The organism is Phycisphaeraceae bacterium, from assembly GCA_019636555.1.
In the GTDB taxonomy this organism is placed as follows: Bacteria; Planctomycetota; Phycisphaerae; order Phycisphaerales; family UBA1924; genus JAFEBO01.
This window is the reverse complement of the sequence record JAHBXH010000001.1, coordinates 944901-970667: the sequence shown is the minus strand read 5'-3', so window position 1 is coordinate 970667 and position 25767 is coordinate 944901. Positions and strand designations below refer to the sequence as shown.

The following is a 25767-nucleotide window of genomic DNA, read 5'->3' as shown; positions in this document are numbered from 1 at the left end:
ACGGTTATGAGGATTTACGTCGGCAATCTGCCCTTCAGCTGCACCGAAGATGAACTCCGGAATCACTTTGGCACATTCGGTTCGGTGACGTCGGCCGCGATCGTGATCGATCGCGAGACCGGTCGCCCGCGCGGCTTCGGATTTGTTGAAATGGCCAACGACGAAGAGGCCCGCAAGGCGATTGCCGCGAGCAACGGTCAACAGTTCGGCGGACGTCCGCTCGTTGTCAACGAAGCCAAGCCCCGTGAAGCCGGCGCAGGTGGCGGTCGCGGCGGATTCGGTGGCGGCGGTGGACGCGGCGGATTCGGTGGTGGTGGCGGCGGACGCGGCGGATTCGGCGGCGGACGTGGCGGTCGCGATCGGGGCGGCGACGGCGGCGGCTGGTAATTCGGAGGCGCGCGGTGTTGAATCGCGCGGGCTTGAAGCGCGCGACGATGCATCGGATGGTGCCGAGTCGCGCGAAGATTCGAAACAATGAATTCGGATTGCGGATTCGCGATCCGGAAACTCGAAGTGACGAGACCCGGGCACCGGCCCGGGTTTTTTTTCGCGCGGAGGGCTTCCCGTGAAGAGTGCGCGACTTCTTCGCAATCCTGGCGAAGTTTGGGTGCGGTTCGGCCGATAACCAGATGGAAGAACTCAACGGGAGAGTCCATGCAGATGCCGGAAGTTCCATCTCGCGCGATACTCATCGGAACGGCACAGACCTTGAGCCTGCTCGCGGATCAGCTGCGACTGATCCCGGATGCGCCGTCGGCTGCGGGATTCATTGATATTGAATCGAAGGACGGGAACGCGCTGGCGGATGTCGCGGGGCTGGCGCGGGAGACGGGCGCGACGATCGCGATCGTTTCGCTTCCGGGCGCGATGGCGCGGCAGATCGAGACGGCGCGCGAGGCAGTTCGGCGCGCGGGGCTCGAAGAGCGCATCGTGACGCCACTCAATGAAATGCTGGAGCGCGCGCCGGGCGCGACGTTTACGCGGGTCGCGCGCGAGATCGATGTGACGGACCTGATCGGGCGGACGCCATACGGGATCGACCGGCGCGCGGTGGCGGGCGTGCTCGAGGGCGCGAGGGTGTTGATCACGGGCGCGGGCGGGTCGATCGGATCGGAGATCGCGCGGATCGCGGCGACGTTCAAGCCGGGCGCGCTGATCCTGATGGAGCGGAGCGAGAACGCGCTCTTTGAGATCGATCGGCAGATCGCGCGGAAGTTTCCGGATGTGAAGCGGCGGGCGCTGCTTCATGACATTGCCGATGCGGACGCGACGATGCGGCACGTGCTGGAACTGAAGCCGGATGTGGTGTTCCATGCCGCGGCTCATAAGCATGTGCCGCTGATGGAGGATCATCCGGCGCACGCGCTGACAAATAATTTGTTCGGCACCAAGAGCGTCGCGGACGCGGCGCTGGCGAGCGGGGCGAAGCGGTTTGTACTCATCAGCAGCGACAAGGCTGTGAACCCGACGAGCGTGATGGGCGCAACGAAGAGGCTGGCGGAGATGTACACCCAGGGGTTGCATCGACAGGCGCGCGCAAGCACGCGCGGCACGAAGTGCGACGCCACGAGTTTCAGCATGGTGCGGTTCGGCAACGTGCTGGGGAGCGCGTGCAGCGTGCTGCCGATCTGGAGCACGCAGATCGCGGAGGGCGGACCGATCACGGTGACGGACCCGCGGATGACGCGGTATTTCATGACGATTCACGAGGCGGCGATGCTGGTGATCCAGAGTGCCGCGATCGAGCCGGGGCCGGATGCGGCGGTGTTCGTGCTGGACATGGGCGACCCGGTGAAGATCATGGATCTGGCGATGCGGTTTGTGCGGGCGCATGGGTATGCGCCGGTGGTGAAGGGGATTGCGGGGCCGAGCGAAACTCTTGAGACAAAGGCAGCGACCCACCCCCTACCCCCTCCCTCCGGGAGGGGGTTTCAGAACGCGGACAGCGGGCTGCCGCTGATGGAAGTTGCGGTGACGGGGAAGCGGCCGGGCGAGAAGCTGCACGAGGAATTGTGCTACGACTCGGAGCAATTGCGCGCGACGGCTTTCCCGGGGATTCGCTCGTGGGCTGGAACTGCCGCGGGAGAATTGCGGCAAGATTTCAATCTGCCTGCGATGGTGGCGGAGTTGAGCACAGCGCGGCAGATGGTGGAGAAGGAAGCGGTCGTGCGGGCGATCAGGCAGCACGTACCGGAAATGAGGGCTTCGGAGATTGAAGCGAGGCCTGTGGCGTTTGAGCGGGCGGCGTGAAGGTTCCGCCGGGGCGCGCCGAGAATAGGCAAGCGACGATGATTCACGCCGCGATGCGACGCCAATACGACACAGTCTGAGAGATCGACTGCGTTGTACCGCACTCGGGGCACGTGTACAAATCGTCGGTCCCCGAAGAAATCGGATATGCACACTCGCGGCACAATTGGTATTCCCAGCGCCTTGCCGCGTGAATCACTCGCCGACGGTTTCCGAGTAATACTCCGAGCGCGATTGGAGTCGGCGCAAAACAGAGCGCGCCAGCGACAACCAGCCACGCGCGATCGATTACACTTGCTCGCACTAGCACCAACGTTCCGAGCAGGACGAGCGCCGCGAGAGCCGACGCCGAAAACCAGATCCAGATAGTTCGCATTTGCGATTTCTTCAATTGATTTTTCTCGCTACTCTGGATAGGTACCACCACAATCTGTATCGGGTGTGACCCCAAACGCATCTGCGCAGTCCGGGCTCGTAGAGAGCCGGTTCCGAATCATCTGTTCTTCAGTTGACACCACTCAAAACTTAGTGTATACTAACTCATGAAGATAGGCCGTTTATGCTTGGTTTTCGCGGGCTTTTTGGTGGGTGCGGCCGGCGGGCTTTGGGGCGGGATTGCGGGGTGTGTACTGATGCCGGGGGATCGGACGCGGGGATTTATTGAGGTTGAAAAGCGGGATGTGCCGCGGGCGGAGGCGCTTCGGCGGGATGTGGAGCGGCTTGCGGGTGAGATCGGTGAGCGGTCGCTGATGGCGGAGCGGAACGCGCGGCCGTCGCTCTACGACGCGGAGGATTTTCTCGCGCTGTCGCTCGCGAAGATGGGGTTTGTCGTGCGCTGGCAAACGTTTGCCGCGGTGTGTCCGGACGGTGTGACGCGGGACGCGAGCAACCTCGAAGTTGAGATCGCGGGCTCGGACAAGCCTGAAGAGATCATCGTGGTCGGCGCGCACTACGACACGGTGCATGTGGATGATTTGGTGCACGGGCGCGTGCGCATGCCGGGCGCGGACGACAACGCGAGCGGGTGCGCGGCGCTACTCGAGATTGCGCGCGGGTTTGCGACACGGCGGGAACGCGGAGAGATGCCGGCGCGGACGGTGCGGCTGGTGTTTTTTGCGAATGAGGAGCCGCCGTTTTTCTGGACGGATCAGATGGGGAGCCTGGTGTACGCGCGGGCGTGCAAGGAACGCGGCGAAAAGATCGTCGGGATGATCAGCCTCGAAACGATCGGGATGTACAGCGATGAACCGGGATCGCAGGGAAGACCGGCGCTGATGGGCAACGCCGTGCCCGATCGGGGGGACTTCATCGCGTTTGTCGGGATGTCGAACGCGGAGGAGTTTGTGCGCGAATGTGTGGACGCGTTTCGGGCGGGGAGTTCGTTTCCGTGCGAGGGCGCGGCGCTGCCGATGGCTGTGCCGCGGGTGGGGAGCAGCGATCACTGGAGTTTCTGGAAGCAGGGATACCCGGCGGTGATGGCGACGGATACGGCGAAGTATCGGAACAGGAACTATCACAAGGAGACGGATACGCCGGAGACGCTGGACTATGAGAAGATGGCGGAGGTTGTGAGGGGGGTTGAGGGTGTGATTGAGGGGTTGGCGGGAGATCAACACGGAGAACCACGGAGAAGGAAGGCCGAGAAAGGCGCGGATTTGGAATTACCACGAAGGGCACGAAGAGCAGGGAGAAGAGAGAGAAAGAGAGAGAGCAAATTGGAGATTAAGGGGCTGACGCTCGCCCATTTCATGGGCGAGGGTTTGGTGAGGGGCTGCTGACCAGACACTTCGTGTCTGGCAACGTCCGAGCGCCCGCTTCGCGGGCTGAAAGAGCGGCGGTGATGAGCGCACCAACCGGAGTTCGATTGTCCCCGCGCCCTCGCTTGCGCGTCGGGCTCGTAGAGGCGGCGCGATTGCGAGGGCGCACGACCTTTGTGTTCAACTCCGCGAACACGTTGCGCCCGCCCCCAACCCCTTCCCTCGGGGAGGGGGCTCCCGACGTCAGACGTTGAAGAGGAAGTGGCAGACGTCGGCGTCGTGCATGGTGTAGTCCTTGCCTTCGACGCGCATCTTGCCGGCTTCTTTGATGGCTTTTTCGTTCTTGAACTTCTCGAGATCGGCGACGGAGTAGATCTCGGCGCGGATGAAGCCACGTTCGAAGTCGGTGTGGATGACGCCCGCGGCCTGCGGCGCGGTGGCGCCGATGGCGACGGTCCAGGCGCGGATTTCCTTGGGGCCGGCGGTGTAGAAGGACTGGAGGCCCAGGAGTTTGTAGGTCGCGCGGGCGAGACGGTTGAGGGCGGGCTCGGCCATGCCCATCGACTGGAGCATCTCGATGCGGTCGGCATCGGAGAGTTCGGCGAGTTCGCTCTCGATCTTGGCGCAGATGGGGACCCACTCGGCGCCCTCCTTCTTCGCGTGCTCGCGGACCTTCATGCAGAGCTCGTTCTCGCCGTTCACATCGTCCTCGTCCACGTTCATGACGAAGAGAACTTTTTTCGAGGTGATCAGGTTGAGACTCTTGAGCGATTTCTGATGATCGGCGTCGTCGAAGTGGACGGTGCGGGCGGGCTTGCCGGCGTCGAGGACGGGCTGGAGCTTTTTGAGGACTTCGAAGCGGACAACGGACTCTTTTTCGCCGCTCTTGGCGGCACGTTCGGCTTTGCCGAGAGCGCCGGCGACGACCTCGAGATCGGCGAGGACGAGTTCGGTGTTGATCGTCTCGATATCGCGGATGGGATCGACGGAGCCGTCGACGTGTGTGATGTCTTCGCCGCCGGGTGCTTTGGTGAAACAGCGGACGACCTGGAGGATCGCATCGACCTCGCGGATGTGGCTGAGGAACTTGTTGCCGAGGCCGGCGCCTTCGCTCGCGCCCTTCACGATGCCCGCGATATCGACGAGGCGGAGCATCGCGGGGACGATCTTCTGGGATTCGATGTGGGTGCGGATGATCTCGAGGCGGGGATCGGGGATGGGGACGACGCCGACGTTGGGCTCGATGGTGGCGAAGGGGTAGTTGGCGGCGAGCGCGCCCGCCTTGGTGAGGGCGTTAAAGAGCGTGCTTTTGCCGACGTTGGGGAGACCGACGATTCCTGCTTCCATGGGGGCGGATGGTAGATGGGGAGAGGGGCAAAGGGGCAAAGGGGCAGAGGGGCAGAGGGGCAGAGGGGCGAAGGGGCGAAGGGGCGAAGGGGCGAAGGGAAAAGACAAAGTGCGGCGGACGGCTGTTCTATTATGACGCGACGCGTCCGTAGCTCAGCCTGGATAGAGCATCGGTCTTCGAAACCGAGGGTCGCAGGTTCAAATCCTGCCGGGCGTATTTCCCGACCGAGATCGCAAATCTGAGCGCCGACGAGGAGAGCGGAAGCCTGGAGAGAGAACGCGGAGTCGGCGGAGAGTGCGGAGTTGCGCGGAGGGAAGAGCTTTCACACAAAGAAGTGATTGCGTCGGCGTGAGGAACGCTCGACGCAATCGAGGGCTCGGAGAGTGCGTGAATTCCTATGATCTTTGCGTGCGCCCGTAGCTCAGCTGGATAGAGCATCGGATTTCTAATCCGATGGTCGGAGGTTCGAATCCTCCCGGGCGCGTTTTGCGGGCGGCTCGGCGGGTGGTTTTGGCATTCGGGCGCATGTTTCAAACAGAATGAGCGTCCCCGGTGGCGTAGGACTCGGCGTAGTTATGCTTCGGGCATGAATCATGCCAGAACGGAGAGGTGGCGGCTTGCGCGAGCGGCGGCGCTGGCCGGAATTGCGGCGATCGGAATCGCTGCCTGCGGCAAGAAGCCTTCGGCGAGCGCGGGCGCGGCGCCCCCACCGACGGTGTCGGTCGAGACCGTGACGCCGGTGACCGTGCCGGGGAACTACGAGTTCATCGCGCAGACGGCGGCGTCGAGGACGGTCGAGATCCGGGCGCGGGTGCAGGGCTTCTTGCTCAAGAGGCACTTTGAAGAAGGCGGGAAGGTGAAGGAGGGCGATCTGCTCTTCACGATCGACCCGCGGAGCTTCGAGGCGGATCTGCAGATCGCGCGGGCGCAGCTTGCTCAGGCGAAGGCGGCGCTCGCGCTCGCCGAGTCGAACCTGGTGCGCGTCAAGGAGGGCGTGGAGAAGGGCGGCATCGCGCAGGCGGACCTGGACCGCGCGCAGGCGCAGCGCGATCAGGCGGTTGCGGAGGTGAAGCTTTCGGAAGCGAAGGTGACGAACGCGGAGCTCGAGCTGAGTTACACGAAGATTCTTTCGCCGGTGTCGGGAACAATCGGGCAGGCGGAAAGGCAGGAGGGTGCGCTCGTCGATTCCGGGCAGAACAGCCTGCTCGCGACGAGCCAGCAGGTGGACCCGATCTACGTGAACTTCAACGTGAGCGAGCGCGACGTCCTCAGGTGGCGGAGCGACGTGGCGAGCGGGCGGATCAAACTGATCAGCGACAAGCACCTGCCGACGCAGATCACGCTCTCGGATGGGACGGTCTTCGAATCGACGGGCACGATCAACTTCGTGGATGTCAAGGTGGACCCGAACACGGGAACGGCGATGATCCGTGCGGAGTTTCCGAACCCTGAGGCGCGTGTGATGCCCGGGCAGTATGTGAAGTTGAAGATTCTCGGGGTGGAGAGGCCCAACGTGCTGACTGTGCCGCAGCAGGCGGTGCTCAACACGCCGAACGGGACGTTCGTGCTTGTGGTGGATTCGGACGGGAAAGCGGAGCGTCGCCCGGTGACTTTGGGAGATTGGCTTGGATCCGACTGGACGGTCGAGTTCGGGCTCAAGCCGGGCGAGCGGGTGATTGTCGACAACATTCAGAAAGTGCAGCCGGGGATGGAAGTGAGAGTTGCGGAGAACGTGGCGACGCCGGGGGAGGCGGCGGCAGCCAACCCGGCGAATCCAAAGGTCGCGGCACCCGCACCGAAGAAGTGAACGACCTGTTCGAAGCGAGAGGAAGCTGATGTTCGCCAAGTTTTTCATCGATCGGCCGGTGTTCGCGACGGTGGTCTCGCTTTTGATTACGCTTCTTGGCGTGGTGGCGATCCGGAGCCTGCCGATCGCGCAGTTTCCGGAGATCGTGCCGCCGAGCGTGGTGATCAGCGCGACGTATCCGGGCGCGAGCGCGGAGACGGTGGCGCAGTCGGTGGCGGCGCCGATCGAGCAGCAGTTGTCGGGTGCGCGGCACCTGATCTACTACCAGAGCCAGTCGGGCAACGACGGCGTCTTGAAGATCACGGCGACGTTTGAGATCGGATCGGATCAGGATCTGGCGGCGGTCGAGGTACAGAACCGGTTGGCGATCGCGCAGCCCCGGCTGCCGCAGGAGGTGGTGAGGCAGGGCATTACGGTCACGAAGACATCGACGAGCTTGCTCGCCGTTGTCGCGCTGCGCGCCGAGGACGGCGAGTACGACGATGTGTATCTGTCGAACTACGCGACGATCAATCTGCTCGATGCGATCAAGCGCGTGCCGGGCGTGGGCGACGCGACGATTTTCGGAGGCAAGGACTACGCGATGCGCGTGTGGGTCGATCCGGACCGGTTGGCGCAGAAGGCGTTTACGGTAACGGACCTCGCGACAGCGATCCGCGATCAGAACGCTGTGTTTCCTGCGGGACGCATCGGCCAGAGGCCCGGGCCGGCCGATCAGCAGTTGACGCTGCCGGTGTTGACACGCGGGCGGCTCGAGAACCCGGAGGACTACGAGAGCATCATTTTGCGCGCGAACCCCGACGGCTCGATGCTGCGGCTGAAGGACGTGGCGAAGGTCGAGCTCGGGAGCCAGACGTACGACCTGTTCGGTCGGCTCGACGGGAAAGCGACGACGCTCATCCTGATCTATCTGCAGACCGGCGCGAACGCGCTCTCGACGTATGAAGCGGTCGAGGCGACGATGCGGGATGCGCAGCGGTCGTTCCCGAAGGGGGTGGAATGGCTCATCCCGTACGACACGGTGCAGTTCATCCGCGCATCGATGGAGAGCGTGGTGCACACGCTGTTCGAAGCGGGCATTCTCGTGATCCTTGTCGTGTTCATTTTCCTGCAGAACTGGCGGGCGACGATCATCCCGCTCGTGGCCGTGCCGGTCGCGATCATCGGGACGTTTGCGGGGATGCTGGCGCTCGGGTTCACGATCAACTCGCTGACGCTGTTCGGGATGGTGCTGGCGATCGGAATCGTCGTCGACGATGCGATCGTGGTGGTGGAAAACGTCGAGCGCATCATGCACGACGAGCAACTTCCCGTGCGCGAGGCGACGATCAAGGCGATGGAGCAGGTGACGGGGCCGGTGGTCGCGATCGTGCTGGTGCTGAGCGCGGTGTTCTTGCCGGTCGCGTTTCTGGGCGGACTCACGGGCGAGCTCTACCGACAGTTTGCGGTGACGATCGCAGTATCGGTCGCGATTTCGGGTTTGGTGGCGCTGACGCTGAGCCCGGCGATGTGCCGCCTGCTGCTCAAGCCTGGGCACGGGAACAAGTTTGTTTTATTCCGGTGGTTCAACAAGGCTTTCGACGGATTGACGCACGCGTACTCGAGCACGGTGAAGCTGTCGATCCGGCTCGCGGTGGTGACGCTGCTGATCTTCGGCGGGTTGTTGTTCGTGACGTATCGGTTGTTCCAGACCGTGCCGGGCGGATTCATCCCGGATGAAGACCAGGGGTACATCATCGTCGCGATGATCCTGCCCGACGGGGCCTCGATCGATCGGACGGACAAGCTGGCGTCGGAGGTTGAGTCGTTTCTGAAGCAGGACCCGAACGTCGCGCACACGGTAATGCTGGGCGGGTTCGATTTTCTCGCGGGCGGGATCAACAGCACCAACACAGGGATTTTGTTCGCGCGATTGAAGCCGTGGGCTGAGCGCACGAGACCGGATCAATCGGCGAAAGCGCTGATCGGGAAGGTGTACGGGCACTTCGCGAGCAACCGCGAGGGAGTCGTGCTTCCGTTCAACCCCCCAGCTATTCAGGGCCTTGGCCAGCGCGCCGGATTTGAATTCCAGTTGCAGGCGCGGGGAGCGGGCGACGTGCGTGATTTGGCGGCGGTCGAGCAGCAGTTCATGGCGGCGGCGGCGAAGCGGCCGGAGATCACGGGCCTGAATGCGACGCTGCGCGTGAACACGCCCCAGCTCTTTGTCGACCTTGATCGCGACAAGGCGAAGATGCTCGGCCTTTCGCTCACGGACATTTTCAACTCACTGCAAGCCTATTTGGGCGCGCTGTACATCAACGATTTCGACAAGTTCGGGCGGATCTGGCGCGTGCAGCTCCAGGCCGAGCCGCAGTTCCGCAAGTCGCCGCAGTCGATCACAGAGATCTATGTGCGCAATGCGACGGGCGGGATCGTGCCGCTGTCGGAGGTAATCTCGCTGAAATTGCAATCGGGCCCGAACACGGTGGCGAGGTTCAACGGATTTCCTTCGGTGCAGATCACCGGTGCGCCGGGCGCAGGGTTCAGCACGGGCGACTCGATGCGGGCGATGCGCGAAGTTGCGGCGGAGGTTCTGCCGCCGGGGTACGGATATGAATGGTCGGGCGCGAGTTTCCAGGAGATCAAGGCCGGCAATCAGGCGCCGATCGTTGTGGGGTTCGGATTGATCGTGGTGTTCCTCGTGCTCGCGGCACAGTATGAGAAGTGGTCGCTGCCGTTCGCGGTGCTGCTCGCGGTTCCGATCGGCGTGTTCGGGGCACTGGTCGCGGTGTGGCTGCGGAACTTCCCGAATGATATTTATTTCCAGATCGGGCTCTTGACGCTGGTCGGGCTGGCGGCGAAGAACGCGATTCTGATCGTCGAGTTCTGCGCGATGGAGCGTGCGGCGGGCAAGCCGCTGATCGAGGCGGCGGTGAACGCGGCAAGGCTCCGATTCCGGCCGATCATCATGACGAGCCTCGCGTTTATTCTCGGTGTTGTGCCGCTGGCGATCGCGCGCGGGGCGGGTGCCGCGGGGAGGCAGTCGATCGGGACGGGCGTCCTGGGCGGGATGATCGCGGCGACTTTTTTGGCGATTTTCTTCGTGCCGGTGTTCTTTGTGATCATCCAGGCCGCAGCGGAAAAACTGTTCGAGAAGCACGGGAGAGCGAAAGGCGGGATCGCGCCCAGTTCGGCACCGAGTTCGGTTCCGAGTCCGACGTCGCACTAGAGCAGATCGCCTTCGATGTGGCGATGACAAATTGAAGTGCGACGGGCGGTGTCGTGCGCAATGGCCCTTTGCTGCGCTCGGGCCCCTACGGAAAGGTTCCATTGGAAGCGATCATCGCAATCGCACGAAAAGCGATTTCGCTGCAGCGGCACACTAGTCGCAGAGCAGCGTCTCGTACGCCACGACGAACGAGACAAAGTCGGCATCGTCCACCGCGTCGTCGCGATTGAAATCCGCAAAGGCCGAGGCGGGCGGCACGACGAGCGCGTCGTATGACTGCACGAAGAGCGAAAAGTCGGAATCGTCGACAAAGCTGTCGCCGTTGAGATCGCCGTCGCAGACGGGCTGAACGAACGTGACTTCCAGTGTCGGGCGATCGGAGACGACGGCGGCTTCGCTCGAGAGGAAACGCCAGCCGTCGCCGCCGGTGGGCGCTAGAACCCAGCCCTGATTGGAAGCGGGGTTCGCAACCATGTCGCGCACGGAAGAGGTCACATCGAAGACCGCCCAGGCATCGAGCACGTTGGGGAGAACGGCGAATTCGGCGCTCGGCGCCGCCTCGACTCCATCGAATTGCACGCCCGCGCCGAGTGAATTCCAGGTGGAGTTCTCGTTCCACGTTCGATGCATGCGGTAGAGCAGGATGCCGTTGACGGTCGGATCGTTTGTCGCGGGGCCGGTGAGAAGCTTGAGTTTGGCGGAGAGGACCTGCGCACCGGGCGGCACCCGGCCGATGCCGCGGCCGACGAAGTCGTCGAAACGGACAAGGCCTTGCGTGATCGAGGGCGAGCTATCGATGAGAATGGGAGAAATCGTGGCGCGCGAGCCGGAAGGAACGGCCGCGTCGAGATAAGTGTCGCTCACGAGCGCGCCGCTTGTGCCGCGGCGGATGCTGATGCTTTGGATGTTGGGATCGGAAGCGAAAACGCCGGCCAGGGGCGAAACGAGCTGCGCGTTCAGAGGAGGTGCGGCGCCGGAGAGATCGCAGACGGTGCGGAGAAGATTGTGGAGCGTGTAGGTTGAGGCGTAGACGCCGGGCTTCACCATCGGGCCGTAGAGAATCGTCGGGATCTGGTTGCGGAGCGTGTTGGCGTCTTCGTCCCAGGTGATGATGAGCAGGCTGTTGTGATTCATCGCCCACTGCGCGTACGGGCCGACGTGCTGCGCGAGCCAGGCATCACCCTGTTCGATCGTGCCGTCGTGCATGTCGTTGTTGAGATTGGGAACGACGAGGGAAACAGACGGGAGCTTCGAGAAATCGGACGGAAATGCGGAGAAGGGCTGGTTTGCCGCGAGGGGGAGCTGATTCGGGCCTGGTGAGGCGGATTGCCAGTTCGCGCAGGGGTTGTGCTTGCGTGCGTAGGCACCAAAGGTGGCGCCGTCGAAGCCGGCGTACGGGAGATCCTCGCTGAAGGAGGCGAATGTGCGACCGGAAGCGATGATGCTCGCGCCGAGATTCGGAGTGGTGAACGGCGTGCCCGCCGGGACGCTGTTGTCGATCACGCCCAGGGAAGCGCCGGCGAAGAAGTGGATGTAGTTGGGCTGGCTCGGATGAGTGAGACCGTAGAAATCGGTGAAGAGTGCGCCGTTCGCGGCGAGCTGGTTCAGGTATGGCGCGCCGGGATAGCCGATGACCTGAGAGAGACCGTGATTCTCCTCGATGACGATGACGATGTGGTCGGGCGGAGCGCCGCGCGAGAATCCGCAGACGATGGCGAGGGCGGCGGTTGAGAAGCAAGCGCGGAGCATGGTGTGAGTTACGGCCGGATTTTCAGAACGTTCGGCCTGCTCGTCTCAATATACCGTCAAAAAGAAAAAGCCCGGCCTTCTAGGGGCCGGGCGAGTGCGATTCCGCAAAGATGCGGGTTCCTTATGGGCAGAGCAGAGCGTTGTACGCGTTGGCAAAGAGCACGAAGTCGTCGTCATCCACGAAGCCGTCTCCGTTGAAGTCCGCCGGGCAGCAGGAGTAGAGAGCCGGGTTTGTGGGACAGATAAGCGTGTTGTAGGCGTTGGCGAAGATCACAAAGTCGTCGTCGTCGACGAAGCCGTCTCCGTTGAGGTCGCCGACGCAGCGCTTGGTGAAGCAAGGCGTGGTCGTCAGCATCGTGATGTCGTTGACAGGGACGTTTACGGGCTGCCAAAGATCGCTCGAGGCAACCTGAATTCCCGGTGTTTTCACCGCGAGCGCGACCGGTTTCCTGACAGGATCAACTATGCGTTCGCGGCAACCGCTCGTGAAGTCGGTGTAGGTCTTCACGAAGTAGATATCGTTGCCGCCGGCGCCGATGTCGTTGGTCACGCCGCCCATGGCGTATCCGCCCCAGGGGCGCCAATTGGTGACGCCCTCGCCTCGAACGTTGAAGCCCGCGACAAACGGCCCGTAGATCTGCTGGCGGATGAACACGCCGGCGCCCGACACTTCGATGAGCGAGGCGCTGTTGATCGGTGCGGCGGCTCCGGGCGAGACCATGCCGGCGATCACGGCGGTACGTGCGGGCGTGAAGATGACGGCTTGATATCCGTTGGTGAAACCATCGACATCGAGCGCCCAAATGGGCGCTCCCGTGAGATGGTCGAGCTTCGCGACGATGAGATCCGAGGGAGACAGCTGGCCGGGAACCGCCGGGCCGCGCCTGCCGCTGAAGATCAGGTCTCCCGCGCCGTCGAGCGCAAAGCCGTCGGCGGTGATGCTGATTCCGGCGGAGGGATGCAGATACTCGCGGGCCCAGATGATGTTACCGGCGGAATCGGTGCGCATCGCGAATGCGCCGTATCTTCCGACCGTGACATCGAGGATGTTGCCCACGATCAGAAGATCGTTTGAGCCGGTGGGAAACCTGGCCTGTCGCACTTCGGAGAAATCGAGTTCCGAGGCATCGGAGCCCGGCGGGATGTAGGCGCGTTCGATCACCAGAATGCCCGCGGCGGTCTGGACTGTGAGCACCCCGACTCTCGAAACTCCGAGCGCGCCGACCTGGCGATTGACGGAGGCGATCTGCTTATTGAAGATCTCGCGGACGCTGACGCCCAGCGTGCCCGCGGCGGGTGCGATGGAAGGCACGAAGGGAGTTCCCTGCAGGAGCGTTCCCCAGATCGGGATGCCTGCGGGCGTCACCCGGAACACGAGTTTGCCCACGGCGACGCCTCCGAACGCCGACTCGCATCCGAAAATCAGAGCGCGGTCGCCGGCCTCGACGAGCGTGTAACCGGCGTTGTTGCCCTGGGTGAGAAGATACTGCTTGCTCCAGAGGATGTTCCCATCCGAGTTGTATCGCACTCCCTGGATGGCGCTCGGAATTCCCGCGACGGAACGGATTCCGACTGTCGCGTAGTCGCAGTCGTAGAGATCGGTGATGTCCAGCGCTACTTCCTGGGCGGGCGTTCCGTACGCGCGCTGAAATATCTGCGCCGACGCGGCAGACCCGATCGCGGAACCGCACAGACCCGCAACCACAAATGCACACATTCCACTCCGCTTGCGTGTGTCCATTGGTCGTTCTCCTGATTTTTTTTCGCCGCACCACCGCTCGCGCCGAGCGATCGGCAACAACGTGAGGCTAACACGACCAGCGGAAATGCACAGTGCCGTCCGCGATATCGGTCCCTAAATGTTTCTTCAGAGTGGGGCGCGCCCACCCAGCAGCTTGCGAACACGGACGCAAACACCGCGCAAACGGCACGAACCGAATCGCTTTTGGAGCGAATTGTGGCCACAAACTGAAGAATGGGGTTAAGTTTGAATCGTGATCAAGAAGAGTCGTCATGGCGCGCTCGTTGGCACGGCCCTGCTGTCCGCATCGCTTGGCGCGTGCACATCGGTCCGCTACACGGAGCAAGGCACTCCACGGGCGACGCTCGCGAGCGCACCCGAAGGTCCGGGTCCGTCTCATTCCACCGCGTGGGCCGGCGTGCTGCCGGCCGACTCGGTGAACGATTCGCCGCTCGCGATGGCGGAGTATCACGCCGACCTTGATCGCAACGACGGAGCGTTCGGTGTTGTGACGGGGCCGCCGGGCGAGCCGTTGTCGTACTACGCGTCGGCCGAACCGCCTTCTTTGTACTGGCAGTATCAGTTCACTCTGCCATCGACCGCGAACACGGTCACGGTGTTCCGTCGGCCGAACGATGTGCTCTACTACCGGCCGTATCGCGGGTATTACCGGGCGCCGTAAGTCAGGCGGTGCGAAATCGCGAACCGAGTTCGCGAACCGTCGCTTCCCAGACCTGATCCGCGTTTGCCTTGGCGTCGATGAGCGCGTGGTGCGCCGGATCGGCCTTGGCCTGAGCAAGGTAACTCTCGTGCACGCGGCGCCGGAAATCGTCGGAGCGCTGCTCGATTCGGTCATCGAAAAGCGTCACGCCCCGCAAGGCCTCGGCCTGCGCCGCTTTTTTCTTGCCGGCGTTGACAGGCACGCCGCGCGTGCGCGCGGTTGCGGTTTCGACATCGACGTAGTAGATCAGCACAAGATCGGGCGACAGACCGAGCGTTGCGACTTTGCCGACAGCGCGGATGTCCTCCGGCAGCAAGCCTCCCCCGGCGCCCTGATACGCGAAAGTTGAAGTCAGGAAGCGATCGGCGATGACAAGATGGCCGGCGGCGAGGGCGGGCTTCACCGTTTCTTCGACAAGCTGCGCTCGGCTCGCCATATACAGCAGCATCTCGCAGCGGAGAGTCATGGTGGATGATGGATCGAGCAGAACACTTCGGATCTGTTCACCGACCGAAGTGCCGCCGGGCTCGCGGACGGTGGTCACCTGGATGCCGCGCGACTGACAGGCGTCGGTCAATCGCTTCATCTGGGTGCTCTTGCCCGAGCCGTCGGGCCCTTCGAAGACGAGGAATTTTCCGGCGAGCGCGATCGGCCACGATTCGTTGATTTCTGCGCCGGAATTGGTCGGTTGCGGCATCAAGTCGAGTGTAGCCGCCGGTCGCGTGAATTCTCGACCGTGTGTCTCGATCAACCCGCTTCCTTCGTATCGGATTGATCCCGGCTGGGCGCGGGATTCGTCGCTCCGCTCGCGCCGCCGATGTAGCCGAGTATTTTTGCCGCGGCCTGAAGCCCCTTGCCGGCGGGGCTGACGAAGGAGTTCGAGACACCTTCGAGCGTCTGGAAGAAACGGAGAAGTTCATCCAATCGCTTGTTGTGCGCGAGCAGGTCGGCGCTCGGATCGCGTCCGGCACGCTCGCCGGTCTGATCGCGGATCTCATAGAGCTGGGCACGGAGCGGATCGACTTCGCGCTTCATGCGCTCTCGGACGATCGCGCGGAACATTGCCCACACTTCGCCCTCTGCTTTGAAGTATTCTTTTCGGTCTCCCCGGCGATGCACGCGCTCGACGATGCCCCAATCGAGCAGAGCGCGCATGGACATGCTGGCGTTGCCCCGAGAAATCTGCAGGCGCTCCATGATGTCATCGGTGCAGAGCGGCTCGCCCGTGATGTACAGCAGAGCATGCACTTCCGCCATGGTGCGGCTGATGCCCCAGGCACTTCCCATTTGCCCCCAAACGGCCACAAATCGATCCTGAGCCTCTCTGAGTTGTGCTGGCTGCATGAATCGCCCTCGGGATGCCCGACGTCGTACGACATGAGTATAGCGAAAGTTTCAGAAACGATTGAAAATGAGCCGCGACGCAAAGTCTTTTCACGAAAGCCGTTGCGCAGGTCGTCGGCATGAAATCCTGATCGGAGCGTGGCGCCGTGGGCCGCATCGAATACTTTCGGAGGTGTGGCGCCTCGCCCACCAGGAGTGGATGGCATGAACAAGGAACCGGGCTTGAGTTCGGAAGAATCCGCGGCGTTGCTCGATCGGCCCGCGAAACGCGCGGGACGTGGGCGGCGCATCCTGATGGTCCTCGGCGGGATTGTGCTGATCCTGCTGGTGATCGTGGCGCTCTTGCCTCGTCTGGCGTCGCCGTTTCTGAACGGGCGGACCGTGCTGAACTCGGATCGCGTGCACGCGACCATCGCATCGTCGTCGCTCGGCTGGTTCGGTGATCAGCAGGTGCGGCTCGCGCTGACGGACGCCAAGGCGAAACCGGCGGGAAACCTCAACGTTTCGATCGATCGCGGGCTGCTCGCGCTCGCGGGCAATTGGTACAACCTCGGAACGATCCGGATAACGGGCGATGCCGAGCTTCGAGAAGGCGCCGGGGCATCGGCTCCGAAGCCGACGAGCGGCGGAACGACAGTTTCGGTCACAACCGACCGGATACCACTGCCGAAAGACCTGCAGGCCCGGATCGAGATGAGTCTGAGTAAGGTCGGCGTGATCGACGCGGCTGGCGCGACTGTCGCCGAATTACGCGATGTGAAAACCGTCGCGAACATCCGGATCGGCGAGCCTCTGACGATCGACTTTGATGCGAAGTCCGGTGCGTCTCCGATTTCCGCGAACGTCAAGGTCGAGAACTGGGTACAGCCCGACGGCAGCATTCATCTCGATAGCGCGAGCCTCGCGAAAAACTCGCCGAAAGTGAATGCGTCGGTCAAGATGGATGATCTCTCGGTCGCGCTCGTCGATGCGCTTGTCGCAACCGCGACGGGGCAGGAGCGCCATCTGAAATCCATCCTCGGCGAAACGGTTTCGATCGAATCGCAGGCGAGCGGCGACTTCGGCGGAGGGAATGCTTCGCTCAACCTGCGGAGCGCAGGCGCGCAAGCGAATGCGCAGTTCGCGCTCAAGGACGGCGTGGTGTCGCTCGTGAAACCCGCGCACGCGAAGATCACGAGCGCCGGGACGCGCGCGATCCTCGACAACTACGTCCCTCCTTCGACCGGCGGGTTCGTCGTCACGTCGGCACCGGACACGGAATTCCAGATCGAAGAACTCTCGCTCAAGCTGCCGACGGCCGGTCTCGATCTGCGAAATGCGCGCGTGCGCGGCACGGCAACGCTGGCGAATACTGCCGGGACGATTGCTCTTGGAGAAGGCCAGCCCCCGTCCAAGGTTTCTATTCCGGCGTTTAAGGCCGCACTCGCGAGCGAGGATCTTGCCGGGGTCGTTCGCGTGACGGCGGACGCGGAGTCGACGATCGCAACCGGCGGCAACACCGCTTCGGGAGGCGACCTCAAGGCGGATATTTCTGCTTCGGGGCTTCTCGATGCGAATGGCGCTCCACGTTCTGGCTTGCCCGGTGCGATCGATGGGCGCGTCGCGCTCCGCGGCGCCGCGACGGGGATACTGCAGCCGATCGTTTCGGGGGCGTTGGCATCGTCCGGAGTCGCGCTCGATCTGCCGCGCGACATCGGCCCAACCGCCGATGTCGATCTGACCGCAAAGACCGAGAGCGGCGTGATCGACCTGGATGTGAATGCGCGCGCACAGTCCGCCGAAGCAATCGCGGAACTGCGTGTGACTGATCAGGCACTCGCGGCACGCGGCAAGGGGATTTCGCTTCGGCTCGCAAACGCCGGCGCGATCGCGGCCCGAACGCTCAAGAGCCCGAATCTCTCACTCGCGAACCCGAGCGGCCAGTTGTCGTTGGACGTCACGTCGCTGAATCTGCCGCTGGAGTCGGGGACGCGCAAGCCAAAGCTCGATCAACTCGCGGCACAGGCGAAGGCCACGCTGAGCGGCTGGTCGCTCACCGCGCAGGTCCCGCCCGGAAAAGACCAGGTCAGGGGCAGACCCGTCGCGATCGACCTTCGTGCGTTGAACGCAGATGTCGCGCTCGCCCCGGGCAAGGGGGCGGTCGTCCGGGTCGATTCAGATGCATCAACCGACGGCGCACCTGTGAAGATCGCGGCCGATCTTTCGTTGCCGCACGCGCTCGACTCGATCGGCGCGCCCAAGCCGGGAGGCGGCGCGGGACTCGCACAAAAGCTGGGTCCGGCCCTTGCATTCGGGCACGTGGAGGTCTCCGGTTTGCCGGCGACTCTGGCTGATGCACTCCCTCGATCGGCGCAGTCCGCTACGACAATGGGCGCTCTGGTCCGCGAGGCCGTCGGGGATACGGTCACGATCTCGCTCGATTCTTCGCGTGGCGCGGATGCGCAGGCGATGTCGGTGAAAGCAAACGTTCAGGGGGCTCGCACCAGCGCGGGGGTGAATGCAGACATCAATTCGTCGGCGATTGTCGCGATCGCGACCGGCAAGGGCACGCTCACACCGGGGTTGCTCGACGCGCTCGTGAGTGGCAACGCGGCGGACAAGCCGCGGCTGCGCGCGCCCGTTTCCTATTCGTTTTCCACGGAACCGTTGAGTGTTCCGCTCGATGCAGAGGGCTCACCCGTTCTTGCGAAAGCGGGTGTGCTGAAGGCAAAGGCATCGATCCCGGGCCAGGCGATCGTGCAATCCGGTGCGCAGGCATACGGCCTCCAAGACTTTGCGATTCAAGCGGATATGCCCCTTTCGGCTTTGGGCGAGGGTTCGGGCGGGCAAGCCGCGGCCAGCGCGGGCGGCGTGCTGCTTTCCGCGGATGGATCGTCGATGGGCAACCTCGATGCGAAAGCGACGCTCCCGCTCGGAGCCAATCTCACACTCGCGGGGCCGGCAAATGTTGAAGTGGGATTGAGCGGCATGAACACGGCGGGACTGGATCGCGCTCTCGGGCAACCTCTGCTCGTGTCGGGCGCACTCGGGCCGAGCGCGACGATCAGGGCCGCAACCCGGATTTCGCCACCGAGCGGCGCAGCGATCGGAGTCGCGGAAGCGTTTTCGAAAGCGGACCTCGCCGCGGACATCACGCTGGCATCGCAACGGCTCGAGATCAAGAAGCCGTTGCACGCTCGAGCGGAGGGCGATCGGCTCTCACTTGAATCTCCTGAACCGATCACATGGACGATTGATCCTGCGTGGTTCGACCGATTTGTTCTCGGGAAGGGACAGGGAAAACAAGACACCGATCTCAGCCTGGCGGCTCCTGCGCGTGCCGAGCTTGTGGTTTCCAAAGCGGTGATCGCCCGGACGAACACGGAACGGGGGATCCAGGGCCCGGCGTTTCCTGGGGTTTTCGCGCTCGACGCGACGGCGCGGCTTCCTTCGCTCGAACTTGTCGATTCGCGCAGCGTGCGCACCCAGATGGGCGACGCGGTGCTCAAGGTTCTGTCGGGGCCGGCATCGCCCGGGCAGCCGATTTCGCTGGCGTTTGACCTCGGCTTCGGGAAACTCGCGGTCGTGCCCGATCCCGCGAAATCGGGACCGGGCGGCGGCACGATCAAGGGAACGATCTCCGGGATTTCGACACCCACGGGATTGATCGAGGCTTCGAATCCGATCATCACGGCGAAGGGAGATATCCGCTCCTTGCCGTCGGCACTTGTCGATGCTTTCAGCGTCAAGAACGGATTGCCCGGCGAGATCCTCGGCCCGAGCGTGAACGTCGCGCTCGATGCGCAGAATTTCTCGAAGGCGGGCGGGAGCGTTTCGTTCAGCGCGAAAAGCACCGAAACAGGAGCGGTCTCCGAGAACGGTGCGACGACGCAGCGCCCCCGCGCGGAAATGTCGCTGAAGGGAAATGCGCAGAACGGCGTGCTGGTCGCGCCGCTCAACATCACGCTCCGTCGCGTGGATCTGGGGCTCGAGAAGCGATTGTCCGATGTCCTGCCGATGATCGCGGACGTTGAAAAACGCTATGAAGACAAGCAGGCGGTGATCTCGTCGCCTCAGCTCGCGATACCGCTCGACGGGAACACCGCCAAGCTCAACGGCACGCTGAACATCGACCCCGGGGACGCGAGATTCAAGACGTCGGGCACGTTCGGTGCGCTGCTTCGGGCGATCAAGACAAAGGACCAAGGAAAGATTTTTCAGCGCCTGAAGCCATTGAACCTTTCGATCACCGACGGGGTGATCACCTATCCGCGCTGGACGTTTCCCATGGGCGAGTTCAATATGGACATCGAGGGAACGGTCGATCTGCCGCAGAGCTACGTGGACATGGTCGCTTGGGTTCCGGTCGGTCAGCTCGTCGAAGACGTTGCGGGAGTATTCAATCGGATTCCCGGGGTCGGGACCGCGGGCAACATGATCAATCAGTCCACGATGGTTCCGATTCGCTTCAAGGGACCGATGGGGCAAACCAAGGCAGCGCCGGACGCGGCCATGTTCGGCAAGAACTTCATCAAGAACGTCAACCCCGAAAAGGCTGTCGATCTGATCAAGGACATTTTCAAGCGACCCAAGTAGCGGGCATCTGGGGCTTCCGCTCAGCCGAGAAGATCGCAATCGTCCTGATCTTCGAGCTCTTCGCTGTGGGTGGGGAAGGGATCCCCGGGACTCGCCCACTCCTCCTTGGGAAGGTGCCGGTGGTGCACCTTGATCACCCGGCCGAACTGGCTGGCGAGGATCTTCGAGAGCGATTGGAGTGACTGGCGAGCGTGCTCGGGAAAAGGCGACGTCCGATCACGGAAGAGAACGATGCACGCGAGGGTCTCTCCTTCGTGCACCGCGGGAGAGGCGAGCACGGCGCAGTCGCCCAGCCACTCCGCTGCGCCGGGCAGAGCCCGCTTGACCTGCGCTTCGCCTTCGAGGAGCACCGTCGAACCGATCTCATCCATCCGGCCCGGAACCGTGTCGGCGAGGTGATCCAGCATCATCTCCGCCGAGTCGCGCGCCCGGTCGTAATTCACGTAGGCGCCGAGCGTCCAGTCGCCGCTGCTTGATGGGAGAAAGAGCGCCGCGTTGGTGGAGCCGAACTTGGCGAGCATGAATTCGAGGCTGGTGCGCATCAGGCTTTCGAGCTCGATCTCCTGGCGGATCAGGCCCGTGAATTCTCCCGCCATGGCGACCGTATCGATTGTGCCCGCGAGCTCGGCGTACGACTCGGTCATCTCGGCGCACAGCCGCGTCAGTTCCTTCGAGAGTTCGCGGCGCGAGGCGTTCAGCTTTCGGCAGAGACCGCGGAGCCGGCGCTCCCGCGCGCTGGCAGCGCCGCGCGCGGCCGCGGCCCTCTCCACGATCGCGACGAACTCATTCAATTCCAGTCGCTCATCGGCAAAGTCGTCGCAGCGAAGTTCGATCGCGCGGCGCGCCGATTTCGCGTCGACGGTTTCGCAAAGCAGCACAACTGTCTCGACGGAGCGCGCCGAAAGAATCTGGTCCGCGATCGAATCCGCCATCAGAAGGATGGAGCCCAAGCCCTCGACGATGGCATCGTCGGCGGCCTCCGCCGATCCGAACGCGCGGCAGTCATAGCCCTGCTTCGAGAGGACGCGCATGACCTCGTCGCGACGCGCCCGCACCGGGTGAGCGACGAGCACGACCTGCTCACGCCTCATCGTGGTTTGGCTGTTCTCGCATTCCTTACCCGGCTTGGTTTTGCGTGCGGCCATTGTCGGTACGTCCTGGTGCGGAAAGGTCCGCACATGGTTTTCGACGCACCCGAGGCCCGACTTTTGCTTCACTGGTGCGGAGCGACCGAGTTGATCGCAGTTTCATGGAACGACCCGCCCGTTCCACGCACGGCAGATTCGAGAATTGATTCAAGTTCCCGCGATGCTTCGACGATCGCCGCCGCAGCAGCCCGGTCGCGAGCGTCGTGCAGCCTCATCGCCAGGAGCTGCGTCTTGGACGTCACGATCGAGAGATTCTGCTTGGCACGCTTTCCGGCTTCGGCCAGCATGCGTGCTTCCGGAGAGACGGGCGCTTGGTCCGGCGCAAGTTGCCCGCGGATGGCGAACGAAAGATCCCGAACGGTCCGAAGAAGAGTGCGGTTTTCGCGCGTGGCTTCCATGATCGACTCGATCGCGAGACCTGCGGGGCCGACAGACGAGAGCCCGAGCGCGCTGAGGCGATCGCTTACGGCACGCAGGAGACGATCGCCGAACTCCGCCATTTCCGGCGGCCGGATATTGGCCGCGGGGAGCAGAATCGGGATCTTTGGCGGAAGAGCGAAATCGCCGCTCCATCCAAGCCCCAGCGTTTGAACGAACGCGGCGCTTCCCGAGATGAGCCCCACCATCGCCTTGTTTTCCGACTCCGGAAGCTCTTCGAAGGGCGTCGCGTGGAGGAGCATGACCTCAGCCAGGGCCGCCGGGAGATTCCAGAAATCTGCCAGTTCCTTCCCGGCGCGGTGATAGTCCACTCCGAGAACGCGGCGTTCGATCGTCGCACTCGGTTCGCATTCATGACGGGCGAGCTCGATCACTTTCCCGTACGCCTTGGGCAGCGCGTGATCCAGAACGAGCTTGCCGATCGCGTGGAGCAGCCCGGCAACAAACGCTTCCTCGGGCGCGATCCGCAGCGCCGCGCGGTTGCTCGATGCGAGCATTTCGGCCGTGCACGCCACGCACACGCAGTACTTCCAGAATCCGGCACGATCGAATGCGCCCTCGGCTTTGTCGCCGTCGACGCCAAAGGCTCCAAAGGCGCTCGCGCCGAGCACGGCGCCGCGAACAGCGCCGATCCCGACCAGCACGACCGCCCGACGCACCGACGTGATCTTTTCCGCGACGCCCCTGTCTGCTTTGCGGCAAAGCCCCAGAATCCGACCCGAAAGCACGGGATCGGTCTCGACAAGGCTCGCAATCTCCGCGAGGTCCACTTTCGCGCTGTCCTGGAGGGCAAGCAACCGGCTTGCAACCGGCGCGAGCGGCGGAAGACTCTGAACCTGACGGAGAATCATCCGAGCCTGTTCGGATTCGCGCCCGCCGACGATGTGGTTGCCGGAATCCGCCATCTCAGGCCGCCGCGCGAACAGTCCCCGTCGACACTTGGAACAAGTCCTGAACCTTCTTCAGCAGGGCCGAGGGCTCGAACGGCTTGAGAAGCATCGCGTCGATCCCTGCGGCAGACATCGCGCGGATGTCCGTTTCGTTTGCCGAAGCCGTCACGCCGAGAATCCTGCAATTGCGAAGGTCTTCGCGTGCCCGCACCCGTGCGCACACGGTGCTCCCGCTGACGTCGGGCAGCATGAGGTCGAGCACTATCGCGTCCGGCCGGAAACTTTCGGTGAGCAGCCCGGCGTCGTATCCGGTGGCGGCGCAGCGCACTTCAAATCCGCCGCGACAGAGCGCGTGCTCGGCGAGCCGCAGGAATGCATCATCATCATCCACGATGAGCACGCGCCGGCGCTCGTCGTGCGCACCGGACGGATTCCCGAGCGCGTCGGTTGGAATGCCGCTTGTTTTCATGAACCGCAGCAGTTCGTCGCGAGGGATGCGCCGAAACTTGGACCCCGGAACACGAAATCCCGTCAGCCTTCCCGCATCGAAGCAACGGATGATGGTCTGCTGGCTGACCTTGCAGATCGCCGCGGCCTCGCCCGTTGTGAAAATGCGCTTGGCGCTCAAGGCCTCTGGTTGCGATTCCGAGTTGGCGGCATGATCGGACAGATCCATCACGACCTCCCGAGATCGAGAGCCTCTAGCAACGTCCCCAAACCGACTCATCGGGCTCGGATGAACGTCACTTCAGGCAATCTCGTGGAGATATGCGGGGGGCGATGGTGATCAGGCACGTTTTTTGCGCTCAACCTACTTCTGATTGCGGGCTTTCCACTGTGTCACGGCCTCCGGTTCGCGGGGATAAATCGGGTTCAATGACTCCGGGCCTCCGGGAACAATCAGGCACCCCAACTCCAGGCACGAAGCTGCACGAAACCGAGGATGTTCTACCGGGATGTGCAGCGCCGCGGCGGCTGCGCGAATCGCCTCAGGCAGATACTTATCCGCGACGATCAATCCGACGTTCAGGCCGGCCACGTCTTCCGCTCGAACGAGCTTCGTCGCGGGCGCTTGGTCCCCAAGTCTGCGCTCCCAGCCGGCTTCGAACAGAGTTGCAAACGCGCTGTCGTTCTTGCCGGCAAGCAGCACGGCGAATCGACCGGAAGATTTCACCATGTGTGCCGCGACCCACGCACTCGGCACGCTGGCGCACATTGCATCAGTGGAGTACGCAAGCATCTTTGCCGCTGTGACGGCAACCCGAAGCGCGGTAAAACCGCCCGGCCCGGCTGAAACCGAAACCAGACCGAGTTGCTCGGGACGAGCCCCTGCGTTGCGAAACAACCGGTCGATCGCCGGCAGGAGATCGTCATCGCGCCCGGTCTCTCGACGTAACGGCTCGGTCAGAATTGTTCCCGAGACTTCGAAGCGGCCCGCTGTACGAAGTATCCTGGCGAGCGCTACACCCGGGCCATTCACTCCATCTTCCAAAGCCGAGGGGTTACTCGACTCGATGGAGAGACTGAGAATCGTGTCCGCCGCGGCGTCCATCCGCAAGCCTAGTGGCCCCGGACTGAGCTCCGAATCGGCTACGCTGTGCTCGACCGTTCTTTGATCCACGCACCCGGAGCCGCGAATGCGCAGCGCAGTCATCGCCTTCTTGCTTGCCGCACTGATCTTTCACCCTCTCTGCAATGCGGAGCCGGATCAGGAAACGCTTTCCGCGACACCACCCCCCGTGCAGGAAGACAAGCCGCAGCCGCTCGGTGCTTCGCAGCCGGAGTGGCGCTTTCAATTCGAACCCTCAGCTTGGTATGCCGGCGCGAGCGGCAAAGTGCGCATCGCGGGCGCGCCCGCCGGGGCTTCGACCGTTCAGATCAACGATCTTCATCTGGACAACCCGCGCCTAACCCCTGCTGGCGAATTGCACCTCCGCACCGGAGACTGGCGTTTCAGCTTCGGCACGTTCTTCTTCTCGCAGAATCGGCTGCAAACGATGAGCGTGCCCGGACAACTCGGCTCGGTCGTGTTCGCGCCGGGCAACCAGGTCTACTCCAAACTCGAGCAAAATGAATATGTCCCGGTCGTGGGGTATGAGTTCTGGAAGCGCAAGGCGGAGCCGAACGACGCGGTTCAGTTTCTCGGGCGCCTCGAAGTCTTCGGCGGTGCTCGACTGGACGACGTGAAATTCGATTTTTCCCAGGGTGCACTCGCTTCGAGTCAGAGCGAATTCTTCGGCCAAGCCATCGTTGGCATTAAAGGCTCGATGGATATCGCCGAACAGTTTTCGATCGACCTCGAAACGAGCGTCGGAGGCTGGCCGGGCGGCAACAGCAATTACGCGTGGAGCTGGGATATCACCGTCGGTTTCATGTGGCGCCCGCTTCCCAATGTGGGAGTGCAGCTTGGTTATCGCAACTTGTTCAATGAATTCCGCAACGGCGAAGGCTCCCAGCAGTTTTACTACAACGGCGGCCTCGCAGGGCTTTTCTTCGGCGCCGTGATCCGGTTCTGATCGGTGGACACCCATTTGTCAAGGCGGGGAACGCGTTTTTCCACATTTCTGTGGAGACAAAAAACATTCACGCTCGCGTGTTCCATATGTGAATCTCGCTTGACGTCACTCGACTGATCGCGGATACTGTTGCGCAGGGGCACGTCATGCAGTTTGCATTCCTACATTCCGCATGGGCTGCTTCTGGAGGAAGAGCCATGGGGTCGCGGTTCTCATCTTCACAATCGGTTCTGCTCGAGCTTTGAACGGAGTCGGTGCATTTGCCGCGCCGGCGC

At 63.1% G+C, this 25767-nt stretch carries 18 protein-coding genes and 2 tRNA genes; 10 read left to right on the top strand and 10 right to left on the bottom strand.

Features of this window, described 5'->3' with window-relative positions:
- The first annotated feature begins 6 nt into the window (after positions 1–6).
- Positions 7–387 (top strand): RNA-binding protein, encoded by a 381-nt coding sequence (locus KF691_04025; GenBank protein MBX3388603.1) that lies wholly within the window; start codon positions 7–9, stop codon positions 385–387.
- A 267-nt stretch (positions 388–654) separates the two neighbouring features.
- Complete coding sequence (locus tag KF691_04020) at positions 655–2250, top strand: polysaccharide biosynthesis protein (protein MBX3388602.1); 1596 nt, start codon at positions 655–657, stop codon at positions 2248–2250.
- Between the two features lie 43 nt (positions 2251–2293).
- Here KF691_04020 and KF691_04015 read toward each other — a convergent pair whose 3' ends face one another.
- Positions 2294–2626, bottom strand: coding sequence for a hypothetical protein (locus KF691_04015; protein ID MBX3388601.1), 333 nt, complete (start codon positions 2624–2626; stop codon positions 2294–2296).
- 166 nt (positions 2627–2792) lie between these two features.
- Between KF691_04015 and KF691_04010 the strand changes: the two genes are divergently transcribed.
- Positions 2793–4028: a M20/M25/M40 family metallo-hydrolase gene (locus tag KF691_04010; GenBank protein MBX3388600.1), complete on the top strand. Its 1236-nt coding sequence runs from the start codon at positions 2793–2795 to the stop codon at positions 4026–4028.
- Positions 4029–4250: 222 nt separating this feature from the next.
- Here KF691_04010 and ychF read toward each other — a convergent pair whose 3' ends face one another.
- Positions 4251–5354 (bottom strand): redox-regulated ATPase YchF, encoded by a 1104-nt coding sequence (ychF, locus tag KF691_04005; GenBank protein ID MBX3388599.1) that lies wholly within the window; start codon positions 5352–5354, stop codon positions 4251–4253.
- A 142-nt stretch (positions 5355–5496) separates the two neighbouring features.
- Here ychF and KF691_04000 point away from each other — a divergent pair.
- From KF691_04000 to KF691_03985, 4 genes are all read left to right on the top strand, one after another.
- Positions 5497–5571 (top strand) — tRNA-Arg (locus KF691_04000).
- Between the two features lie 194 nt (positions 5572–5765).
- Positions 5766–5839: transfer RNA gene (locus tag KF691_03995), tRNA-Arg, on the top strand.
- A gap of 102 nt (positions 5840–5941) precedes the next feature.
- Positions 5942–7162 (top strand): efflux RND transporter periplasmic adaptor subunit, encoded by a 1221-nt coding sequence (locus KF691_03990; protein MBX3388598.1) that lies wholly within the window; start codon positions 5942–5944, stop codon positions 7160–7162.
- A gap of 28 nt (positions 7163–7190) precedes the next feature.
- On the top strand, positions 7191–10370 hold the full coding sequence (locus KF691_03985) for a multidrug efflux RND transporter permease subunit (GenBank protein MBX3388597.1): 3180 nt from the start codon (positions 7191–7193) through the stop codon (positions 10368–10370).
- A 153-nt stretch (positions 10371–10523) separates the two neighbouring features.
- On the opposite strand, the gene KF691_03980 is transcribed toward KF691_03985, so the two are convergent.
- A complete protein-coding gene (locus KF691_03980; protein ID MBX3388596.1) occupies positions 10524–12119 on the bottom strand; it encodes a DNRLRE domain-containing protein in 1596 nt (531 codons plus the stop codon).
- Positions 12120–12240: 121 nt separating this feature from the next.
- Positions 12241–13860, bottom strand: a complete 1620-nt coding sequence (locus tag KF691_03975) for a hypothetical protein (protein ID MBX3388595.1) — start codon at positions 13858–13860, stop codon at positions 12241–12243.
- A gap of 253 nt (positions 13861–14113) precedes the next feature.
- Here KF691_03975 and KF691_03970 point away from each other — a divergent pair, with 253 nt between their 5' ends.
- Positions 14114–14542: a hypothetical protein gene (locus KF691_03970; GenBank protein MBX3388594.1), complete on the top strand. Its 429-nt coding sequence runs from the start codon at positions 14114–14116 to the stop codon at positions 14540–14542.
- Position 14543: 1 nt separating this feature from the next.
- Here the strand turns inward: KF691_03970 and tmk are convergent, their stop codons facing one another.
- Positions 14544–15278 (bottom strand): dTMP kinase, encoded by a 735-nt coding sequence (gene tmk / locus KF691_03965; protein ID MBX3388593.1) that lies wholly within the window; start codon positions 15276–15278, stop codon positions 14544–14546.
- A gap of 50 nt (positions 15279–15328) precedes the next feature.
- Positions 15329–15868: an ArsR family transcriptional regulator gene (locus KF691_03960; GenBank protein ID MBX3388592.1), complete on the bottom strand. Its 540-nt coding sequence runs from the start codon at positions 15866–15868 to the stop codon at positions 15329–15331.
- A 261-nt stretch (positions 15869–16129) separates the two neighbouring features.
- Between KF691_03960 and KF691_03955 the strand changes: the two genes are divergently transcribed.
- Positions 16130–20500: a hypothetical protein gene (locus KF691_03955; protein ID MBX3388591.1), complete on the top strand. Its 4371-nt coding sequence runs from the start codon at positions 16130–16132 to the stop codon at positions 20498–20500.
- A 20-nt stretch (positions 20501–20520) separates the two neighbouring features.
- Here the strand turns inward: KF691_03955 and KF691_03950 are convergent, their stop codons facing one another.
- The 4 genes from KF691_03950 to tsaB all read right to left on the bottom strand — a co-directional run bounded on the left by KF691_03950 (position 20521) and on the right by tsaB (position 24528).
- On the bottom strand, positions 20521–21645 hold the full coding sequence (locus KF691_03950) for a GAF domain-containing protein (GenBank protein ID MBX3388590.1): 1125 nt from the start codon (positions 21643–21645) through the stop codon (positions 20521–20523).
- Positions 21646–21713: 68 nt separating this feature from the next.
- Positions 21714–22991: an HDOD domain-containing protein gene (locus tag KF691_03945; protein MBX3388589.1), complete on the bottom strand. Its 1278-nt coding sequence runs from the start codon at positions 22989–22991 to the stop codon at positions 21714–21716.
- 1 nt (position 22992) lies between these two features.
- Complete coding sequence (locus tag KF691_03940; GenBank protein MBX3388588.1) at positions 22993–23652, bottom strand: response regulator; 660 nt, start codon at positions 23650–23652, stop codon at positions 22993–22995.
- A gap of 135 nt (positions 23653–23787) precedes the next feature.
- Positions 23788–24528: a tRNA (adenosine(37)-N6)-threonylcarbamoyltransferase complex dimerization subunit type 1 TsaB gene (gene tsaB, locus KF691_03935; GenBank protein ID MBX3388587.1), complete on the bottom strand. Its 741-nt coding sequence runs from the start codon at positions 24526–24528 to the stop codon at positions 23788–23790.
- 85 nt (positions 24529–24613) lie between these two features.
- Here tsaB and KF691_03930 point away from each other — a divergent pair, with 85 nt between their 5' ends.
- Entirely contained in the window at positions 24614–25492 is an 879-nt protein-coding gene (locus KF691_03930; GenBank protein MBX3388586.1) for a hypothetical protein, read from the top strand.
- The last annotated feature ends 275 nt before the right edge of the window (positions 25493–25767 follow it).

Excerpts from the sequence above, each read along its gene's own strand:
- KF691_04025 (MBX3388603.1), top strand. The coding sequence starts at position 7 with ATGAGGATTTACGTCGGCAATCTGCCCTTCAGCTGCACCGAAGATGAA.
- KF691_04020 (MBX3388602.1), top strand. The coding sequence starts at position 655 with ATGCAGATGCCGGAAGTTCCATCTCGCGCGATACTCATCGGAACGGCA.
- KF691_04015 (MBX3388601.1), bottom strand. The coding sequence starts at position 2,626 with ATGCGAACTATCTGGATCTGGTTTTCGGCGTCGGCTCTCGCGGCGCTC.
- KF691_04010 (MBX3388600.1), top strand. The coding sequence starts at position 2,793 with ATGAAGATAGGCCGTTTATGCTTGGTTTTCGCGGGCTTTTTGGTGGGT.
- ychF (MBX3388599.1), bottom strand. The coding sequence starts at position 5,354 with ATGGAAGCAGGAATCGTCGGTCTCCCCAACGTCGGCAAAAGCACGCTC.
- KF691_03990 (MBX3388598.1), top strand. The coding sequence starts at position 5,942 with ATGAATCATGCCAGAACGGAGAGGTGGCGGCTTGCGCGAGCGGCGGCG.
- KF691_03985 (MBX3388597.1), top strand. The coding sequence starts at position 7,191 with ATGTTCGCCAAGTTTTTCATCGATCGGCCGGTGTTCGCGACGGTGGTC.
- KF691_03980 (MBX3388596.1), bottom strand. The coding sequence starts at position 12,119 with ATGCTCCGCGCTTGCTTCTCAACCGCCGCCCTCGCCATCGTCTGCGGA.
- KF691_03975 (MBX3388595.1), bottom strand. The coding sequence starts at position 13,860 with ATGGACACACGCAAGCGGAGTGGAATGTGTGCATTTGTGGTTGCGGGT.
- tmk (MBX3388593.1), bottom strand. The coding sequence starts at position 15,278 with ATGCCGCAACCGACCAATTCCGGCGCAGAAATCAACGAATCGTGGCCG.
- KF691_03960 (MBX3388592.1), bottom strand. The coding sequence starts at position 15,868 with ATGGGAAGTGCCTGGGGCATCAGCCGCACCATGGCGGAAGTGCATGCT.
- KF691_03955 (MBX3388591.1), top strand. The coding sequence starts at position 16,130 with ATGAACAAGGAACCGGGCTTGAGTTCGGAAGAATCCGCGGCGTTGCTC.
- KF691_03950 (MBX3388590.1), bottom strand. The coding sequence starts at position 21,645 with ATGGCCGCACGCAAAACCAAGCCGGGTAAGGAATGCGAGAACAGCCAA.
- KF691_03945 (MBX3388589.1), bottom strand. The coding sequence starts at position 22,991 with ATGGCGGATTCCGGCAACCACATCGTCGGCGGGCGCGAATCCGAACAG.
- KF691_03940 (MBX3388588.1), bottom strand. The coding sequence starts at position 23,652 with ATGGATCTGTCCGATCATGCCGCCAACTCGGAATCGCAACCAGAGGCC.
- tsaB (MBX3388587.1), bottom strand. The coding sequence starts at position 24,528 with ATGGACGCCGCGGCGGACACGATTCTCAGTCTCTCCATCGAGTCGAGT.
- KF691_03930 (MBX3388586.1), top strand. The coding sequence starts at position 24,614 with ATGCGCAGCGCAGTCATCGCCTTCTTGCTTGCCGCACTGATCTTTCAC.